This is a genomic window from Massilia eburnea, assembly GCF_009720745.1.
Lineage (GTDB): Bacteria > Pseudomonadota > Gammaproteobacteria > Burkholderiales > Burkholderiaceae_D > Rugamonas > Rugamonas eburnea.
The window spans coordinates 92,861-100,427 of record NZ_WNKX01000021.1 but is presented as its reverse complement, the minus strand read 5'-3'; the positions used below and the strand labels follow the sequence as shown (position 1 = coordinate 100,427).

Annotated in this window: 6 protein-coding genes; 2 read left to right on the top strand and 4 right to left on the bottom strand. The window is 60.7% G+C overall.

Translation table 11 applies throughout. The features are described from left to right. The coding region (locus tag GM658_RS22610; protein ID WP_155456322.1) for a transposase at nucleotides 1-406 on the bottom strand (406 nt) is incomplete at its 3' end. Then, nucleotides 351-707, bottom strand: coding sequence for an IS110 family transposase (locus GM658_RS22605; protein ID WP_170298920.1), 357 nt, complete (start codon nucleotides 705-707; stop codon nucleotides 351-353). The genes GM658_RS22610 and GM658_RS22605, both read right to left, overlap by 56 nt. A 304-nt stretch (nucleotides 708-1,011) precedes the next feature. Here GM658_RS22605 and GM658_RS22600 point away from each other — a divergent pair, with 304 nt between their 5' ends. Beyond that, a complete protein-coding gene (locus tag GM658_RS22600) occupies nucleotides 1,012-3,339 on the top strand; it encodes an FdhF/YdeP family oxidoreductase (protein ID WP_155456320.1) in 2,328 nt (775 codons plus the stop codon). Here GM658_RS22600 and GM658_RS22595 read toward each other — a convergent pair. Continuing rightward, a complete protein-coding gene (locus tag GM658_RS22595; protein ID WP_155456319.1) occupies nucleotides 3,323-4,939 on the bottom strand; it encodes a sensor histidine kinase in 1,617 nt (538 codons plus the stop codon). The two genes, GM658_RS22600 and GM658_RS22595, sit on opposite strands and share 17 nt — an antisense overlap. Beyond that, on the bottom strand, nucleotides 4,936-5,154 hold the full coding sequence (locus tag GM658_RS22590) for a hypothetical protein (RefSeq protein ID WP_155456318.1): 219 nt from the start codon (nucleotides 5,152-5,154) through the stop codon (nucleotides 4,936-4,938). The genes GM658_RS22595 and GM658_RS22590 overlap by 4 nt, the downstream gene beginning before the upstream one ends. A gap of 220 nt (nucleotides 5,155-5,374) precedes the next feature. Between GM658_RS22590 and GM658_RS22585 the strand changes: the two genes are divergently transcribed. Next, complete coding sequence (locus GM658_RS22585) at nucleotides 5,375-7,564, top strand: NHL repeat-containing protein (RefSeq protein WP_155456317.1); 2,190 nt, start codon at nucleotides 5,375-5,377, stop codon at nucleotides 7,562-7,564. The last annotated feature ends 3 nt before the right edge of the window (nucleotides 7,565-7,567 follow it).

The following is a 7,567-nucleotide window of genomic DNA, read 5'->3' as shown; positions in this document are numbered from 1 at the left end:
TTCGCCCCCGTATTGTGCTGCCAGACTGGCGTTGTCTGGGTGTTACGCCAATGTATGCCGCTAGTGCCTTGGCGTTCTCAAAGCGCCGCACATCACCCACATGGCCCAGAATTTTGGCGGCAGTCGTACGTCCAAGCCCTGGAATCGTTTCGATCAGCTCAGCATCATGCTTGAGACCTGGATGACGGTCGATGTGATCGTCGATATCCTTCTCGATCTGCGCGATTTGCTGATTCAGCCACACAATATGGGCTTGTACATGGGCGACGATTTCGCGCTGTTCAGCCACTGCATGGGTCTCTAGCCGATTCATTTCTTGCTGGCGCATATCCTGCAGGGCGGCCAGGCGGTTACTCCATGCTCTTAGCTGGCGTTGCTCCAGCGAGGGGGCATCCCAATGCTGCATCGACCTGGTCGTTCTTATTTCGGATGTTCTCACTTGCGCCAAAGCTCTTGATGCAATTGGGATTGACCAGGCTGACTTTGATCCCTTTGTCGAACCAGTATAGGGCAATTGGCTCGCTATATACCCCCGTTGACTCCAGGCAGACATGGATTTCCGGCAGCCGGACTTTTTGCTTGACCAGCCAACTTTCCATCTCTGCGAAGCCATTCGGTGAGTTCTCGACGACCTTGGTTCCCTCGGCCAGCAACGCGACGTCGAGCTTCTTTTTGCTAACATCAATTCCTACGACAGGCGTATTCATCTCGTCCACCTTTCTCGTATGCAGGCTTACCAATTTGGATGGCCTAAGATACCGTCCGGCGTTCCAGATGAACAAGTGGGCAAAGCCACCAATCTGACCCACAGGCTCGATGGCCTCAACTCTGTCCGGTGTGACTTTGCCCCGCCGTCCCCGAAATATTAATACCCACGTCGGAAGTAGCATTTTCAATATACGAGCTCTGGCAATCGGACATTTGTGTCGCCGCCTGACGCCGGCGACACAAATGTCCGATTGCCAGAGCTGACCCCGACTTCTTATATGTTAGGATCGCGGCCTTATCAAGATGTATAGACCGGAGTTCACAGTGCAGCATCCGATTCGCTTTTATGACAAACCTGCCGGCGGGCTGGGCTCGCTGCATGGCACTGCCAAGGCTTTGCGCAGCAATAGCGCCGTGCCGGCTTTGAAAGTCTTGCCGCAGCTGAACCAGCCGGGCGGGGTGGATTGTCCTGGCTGCGCTTATCCGGATTCTCCCAAGGACAAGCTTGTCGATTTTTGCGAACAGGGCGCGTGGGCGATTGCGCATGAATCGACTTTGCGCCGCGCTACGCCGGCGTTTTTCGCGGCTAATCGGCTGTCGGCGCTGCGCAAGCATGCGGAGTGGGAACTGGAGGCTTTCGGCCGTTTGACCGCTCCCATGCTGTACGACGGGGTCAGCGATACCTACCGCGAAATCGCGTGGGACGATGCGTTCAGGCTGGCCGCCGGTGCGCTGAATGCGCTCGATGCGCCGGACCGTGCGGTGTTTTACGCTTCTGGCCGCAGCAGCAATGAGGCGGCTTTCCCGTACCAGCTGTTCGCGCGCGCCTTCGGCACCAACAACATGCCGGATTCGTCGAATTATTGCCATGAGTCGTCGGGCATGGCGTTGGGCGCCACGCTGGGCGTAGGGAAGGCTACCGTCACGCGTGAAGACTTCGAACATGCGGATGCGATCTTCGTCTTCGGCCAGAATCCGGCCACCAACCATCCCCGCATGCTCGGCGATCTGCGCGAGGCGGCGCTGCGCGGCGCTCGTATTGCGGCCTTCAACCCGATGCTGGAGCCGGGCCTGCGCGGTTTCGCCGATCCGCAGTCGCCGGTCGAAACCCTGACTGGGCGCGGCACACGCATCGCCGACGAATACTTCCAGGTGCGCGTAGGCGGCGACTTGGCGGCCATCACCGGCATCTGCAAGGCTGTGCTGGAGGCGGATGACGCGAGCGGCAAGGTGCTGGACCGTGATTTCATTGCCCGCCACACGAGCGGCTTCGAACAATTCGCGGCTGCCGTGCGTGCGCAGGGGTGGCCGCAGATCGTGCTGGATAGCGGCTTGCCGCGCGAGCAGCTCGAAAAGGCAGCGGCGATGTACATCGCGTCCAACGCCACCATCGCCACCTGGTGCATGGGCTTGACCCAGCACGAGTACGCGATCGAGACCATCCAGATGCTGGTCAACCTGATGCTCTTGCGCGGTAACGTGGGCAAGCCCGGCGCTGGCCTGATGCCGGTACGGGGCCACTCGAATGTGCAAGGCGACCGCACCGTGGGCGTGACCAACCGTCCGAAGAAGGAGTGGCTGGAAGGACTGGAGCGCGTTTTCGGTTTCACGCCGCCGGCGCAGCACGGGCTCGATGCAGTGGCGGCGATCAAAGGCATCATGGATGGTTCGGTGCACGCCTTCCTGGGCCTGGGCGGCAATTTCGCTGTGGCTGGTCCGGATACGCCGCGCGTGCTCGAGGCGATGGAACAGCTGCAGCTGACCGTTCACATCGCGACCAAATTGAACCGCACCCACCTGCATCCGGGCCGTGTCGGCCTGCTGCTGCCTTGCCTTAGCCGTACCGAGCGCGATGAGCAGGAGGGTGGCCGCCAGTTCGTCAGTGTCGAAGATACGGCGAGCATGGTGCACGCATCGGCTGGCCGTAGCGACCCTGCCAGCGAGAAGCTGCGCTCCGAGCCGCATATCGTGACCGAACTGGCGCGCCATACGCTGGGAGATGGCGCGCATACTGCAGGCATCGACTGGCAAGCCATGGGCCGCGACTACAGCATCACGCGCGGCCTGATCGAGCAGGTGGCGCAGACCGCCGTGGCGGGCTTCGAGCAGTACAACCAGCGCATTACGGCGCCGCGCGGCTTCCATTTGCCGAACAGCGCCCGCAACCGCGACTGGCGCACTGCCAGCGGCAAGGCGCAGTTCACGGCCATCGCGCTGCCGCAGGACACTATCATGCGCCGTGCCCGCGCCGTTTTCGGCGATGAGGTCCTGTGCCTTGCCACCGTGCGCGCGCACCGCCAGTACAACACCACCGTTTATCGCGATACGACCGGTGAGGTGGACCGTTACCGCGGCGTGCATCACACGCGCAAGGTGCTGTTCATTTCGGCTGCCACCATGACGCGCCTCGGTTTCGAGGACGGCCAGACCGTTGACGTGCATGCTGCCTCGCCGGACGGCATCGAGCGCCGCTGCAACGGCTATCAGCTGGTGCGGTACGATGTGCCGGAAGGCGACGTGTTCGGATACTTCCCTGAGCTGACGCCGCTGATTTCGCCGGACCTGGTGGCGCGCGGTTCCCTCACTCCTGCCTTCAAGGAAGTGCCGGTGCTGCTCAAGCCCGCGGAATAATTGGCTCTTCGTGGTGCATCGGCGCGTCGAGCGGGATGGCGATGCGGACGGTGGTGCCCACGCCGGGCATGCTGTCGACGTGGATCTTGCCGCCCAGGATAGTGGTGACGATGTTGTGGACGATATTGAGACCCAGCCCTGAACTGCCTTCGCTCATGCGGGTGGTGAAGAAGGGATCGAATATGCGATTGAGGTGGGACGAGACAATGCCGACGCCGTCGTCGGCGATGATGATGTTGGCGTGATCGTTGCTGGGAACCGGCACCGTGATCGATATGCGGCCATGGCTGCGCCCATGGAAACCGTGCTGGATGGCGTTGTCGACCAGGGCCGAGAGCACCTGGCCAAGGGGGCCGGGGTAGCTGTCCATCGCCACCAGCGGCGCCAGGTCCAGCAGCACCTCGTAAGGCGTCTTGCGCAGGGCTGGCGCCAGGGTGTCCATATTCTCCTGGATCACAGCGCCCAGGTCGAATTTGCGGCGTTGGGAACTGGTGCGGTCGACCGCGACCTGTTTGAAGCTCGATACCAGCCCCGCTGCGCGCTCGATATTGCGCGACAAGAGTTCGCTGATGCCGTTCGCGTCATCGATGAATTTCCGTAAGTCGGAGCGGCGCAAGCCAGCCTCCAGGGAAGCGTCCAGGGCGCGCACCTTGTCATGCATGGTGCTGGCGGCAACCAGGCAGTTGCCGATGGGCGTATTGAGTTCATGCGCGATGCCCGCCACCATCGATCCCAGGGCCGCCAGCCTTTCGCTGCGCGCCAGTTCATCTTGTGCATGGCGCATGGCTTCCGTACGTTCGGCCACGCGCCGTTCCAGCGATTCGTTGAGCACCGCCAGTTCCTCGTACAGCACGGCTTTCTCCGACAGCCCGGCCAGGATGTTTTCACGCATCTCGTTGATCTTGTGGGCCAGCAGGTCCAGCTCCGTATTGCCGCCCTGGCGCAGCCGAAGCGGCTCGTTGCCAAGATTGCCGATGTTCAGGTGGCCCACGTAGGCGGCCAGTTGCTGCAACGGTTGCCCCAGCATGCGCCGTACGACCAGCAGGAAGATGAACCAGAGCGCCATGGTCTTGATCACGGAATTGACCAGGATCAGAAAGAAGCCATATTCCACTTGCCGGATGACGATGCGCCGGTTGGAATACACGGTCCATTTGCCGATCACCTGCGTGCTGCCGTTTTCAAGCTGGTAAGTGATGGGGAATTCGCGGCTGAATACTTCGCCAAGCAAGCCGTCACCGCTCAGTGGCGGCGCCAGTTTGCCGTCGGCCTGCACCTGCATATGCCGGCCCTGGTCATCGAGCACGGTACCGACCGCGCGTATCAGCTTGCCCTGGTCATCCACCACCTTGATGCCGACCACGATCGGCAGTTCCTTCATTCCGGACAGGATGCCGCGCATGATGTCGTCGTTGAAGCGCCACATGGCGTCTGCGATGCCGGGGCCGAAAGTGTTCTGCATCGCCTCGATCTCGCTCTCGACACGCGTACGCGTGTGTTTGTACTCCGCGGCCAGCTGGAAGACAGTCACCAGCACTGTAACAATGAAGTAACAGCCAAAGATGATGCGCAGCAGGCGCGTGGCGATGGAGCGGGTCATTTGAACCAGCGCTCCTCAATTTCCTTGTAGCGCGGCGACTTGCGCAGTTCCGCGTAGCCTTCGTTGAAACGCGCCAGCATGGGAGCGTTGCCGGTCGAAGAATGGGGCGCCCAATCGACTTCCGCACCGATGATGACAGCCAGCACTGTCCGTGCCTGCAATGCAGGCGCGGCGAGCACGACGAAGCAAGTGAGGATTTGGACTATACGGAGCATTCCGCTTGGCAATGCAAAAAGGATGCACTTTGAAAAGTATAAACTTCGCGTTCACTTGCGTTTAACTATTTGGCCCTCTTGTTGTAGCGGAACCATAACTGGAGATAGTCAATTGAAAGCCCGCGCAGCCCGCTAAATGTAGGCTTTTCTGTCAATGTTGCCGAATTTCAGCGCAGCCCCGATACTGGAATGCTCGATACCACAACAGGCAGGGACGGCCATGAGCAAATTTCATCATATTACGCACTACGGTGAACTGGTTTTGCCGGGCACCACCGCGCGCGGTGAACTGCCCGACGACTTCACCATGAATTCCCCGGTCGGCATTGCACGCGACCATTATGACCATGTCTGGGTGTGCGATACCGGCAACAGCCGCCTGCTGGTCTTCAGTGCCGACCTCGATACGCTGCTGCACGTGATCGATACCCCGGGCGAGGGCAGCGAGCAGGCGCGGCGCCTGATGATGCCTTTCCATCTGTGTCCGCATCCCGAGCAGGACCTGATGTACTGCACCGACATGGGCAATGGCCGCGTAGTGGTGTTCGACTACGACGAGCACACGGTGGACTTCCAGTTCGCTTTCGGCGATGCGGCGGACGGCATCAACGGCAAGGACTTTGTTCCACTGAGCGATCCGAATGGCATCGCCTTCGTGAAGGAGGCCGATGGCGAACATTACGTCTACGTCTGCGATGAATTCTTCCACACCAAGGGCGATGACCGCAGCCGCTGCGTCAAGTTCACACCTGAGGGCAAGTTCGTACTGCAGTTCCGTACCGTGGACGACGCCAACAGCACGCACGACCTGCTGTGGCCACAGGGCCTGGCCTCTGACTCGCGCGGCAACCTGTACCTGGCCAATACCGGCCATTACGAAGTGCTGAAAATCGATACGGCCTGGCCGATCAAGGACGAGCGCGTGCAGTGCCCTGGCGAGACTTCGCTGCTGCACAGTTTCGGCAATCCTGCCGGCATCGGCAAGTTCAACGTCATGCGCTCGGTATGCGTGATCGACGACCGTGTTTTCGTGCCGGGCCAGGTCGAAGATTCGATCACGATTTACGACACCGACGGCAAGCTGCTGACGGTGGTGGAGGGCATGCTGCCCCTGTGGAACCATAAGGCGCAACCCGTGCATTCGCTGTCCGACCTGGTGTACGGCACGCTGGAAGATGCGGTCTTCGTCGGTCCGTACCAGATCTGCGCGGCGGCTGATGCGAACGTCTACTATGTGACCGAACCCTTCGCCTCCACCGTGCTGAAGATGCGCATTGCACCGGATCGCGATGGCGGCGACCAGGATGCGATCCTGCTGGATGCCGTCGGCCACCGCCGCGACAACCAGGCGCTGAAAGCGGCAACCTCGCAATTCAATTGCATGACGGCGGTGATCGGCGTCGATCCAAAACGCGCCGGGAGCGGCACCTTGCCGCATTCAAACTGGCTGGATAACTGGGCCACCGCCACGGCCAATATCTACAAATACTGGTACGACCAGCTGAAACTTCACGCTCGCCTGGATCCGCTGGCGCAAGCCGCAACGTCTTCCTACAACATCGATTCCGGCAACTGGTGCATGAAGACTTTCGACACCGCCGCCGATCCAATCTCCCAGCTGCAGGACATGATGCGCGGCTTCTTCATGCCAGGCGGGCTGGCGATGGCGGTGTACTACCCGTCGCAGCCGCTGCTGGGACAGATCTGTCCGGGCACGCCGCTGGTCTTCGTTACCAACTTCAACGCCTGCACGGTATCGATGTTCCAGTTTGGCCCCGGCGGCCACCTGCTGAATTACGGCCTGCCATTCGGCCGCGAAGGGTTGGGCGGCAACGGCACCCTGAAAGCGCCGCAAGGCCTGGAAGTGAACAGCCGCGGCGAAATCTATATCGCCGACTCGCTGAACAACCGCATCTCCATGTGGCAGTTGCAGCCTTCCGGCCTGGTGTCGTTCGTGAAGAACTTCCAGTGGGTGGAAGACGGCGAACCGCTGGCCAATTTCGCCCCATGCGACGTGGCGATCGACGCCCAGGAGCGCGTGTTCGTGTGCGACCAGTTCAACAACTGCATCCGCGTGTTTGACCGCGAGGGCAAGAGCTTGTGGAGCTACGGCCGCGCGGGCTATTGCGACGACCTGGAAAAAGATGCCGACAAGTTCTACTTGCCGGCCAGCCTGTGCGTTGACCAGGAAGGACACCTGATCGTGAATGACCTGGTCAACCGGGCGTTGAAGGTTTTCCGCATCGGCGAGGACACGCTGGAATACGTCACGGGAGAACTGGTATTCAAAAAATACCCCGAAGTTGGCGGCGTCTGGATGCCGTTTTTCATCTATGCGCGCGACCGCCGCGTGTATGTGCCAGACACCACCTTCAACGTCGTCAATATCTACGCCTACCAGCTGGAGTGAGGC

Bases quoted from the DNA above. Each gene is read 5' to 3' on its own strand.
- GM658_RS22605 (WP_170298920.1), bottom strand. From the start codon at position 707: ATGAATACGCCTGTCGTAGGAATTGATGTTAGCAAAAAGAAGCTCGAC.
- GM658_RS22600 (WP_155456320.1), top strand. From the start codon at position 1,012: ATGTATAGACCGGAGTTCACAGTGCAGCATCCGATTCGCTTTTATGAC.
- GM658_RS22595 (WP_155456319.1), bottom strand. From the start codon at position 4,939: ATGACCCGCTCCATCGCCACGCGCCTGCTGCGCATCATCTTTGGCTGT.
- GM658_RS22590 (WP_155456318.1), bottom strand. From the start codon at position 5,154: ATGCTCCGTATAGTCCAAATCCTCACTTGCTTCGTCGTGCTCGCCGCG.
- GM658_RS22585 (WP_155456317.1), top strand. From the start codon at position 5,375: ATGAGCAAATTTCATCATATTACGCACTACGGTGAACTGGTTTTGCCG.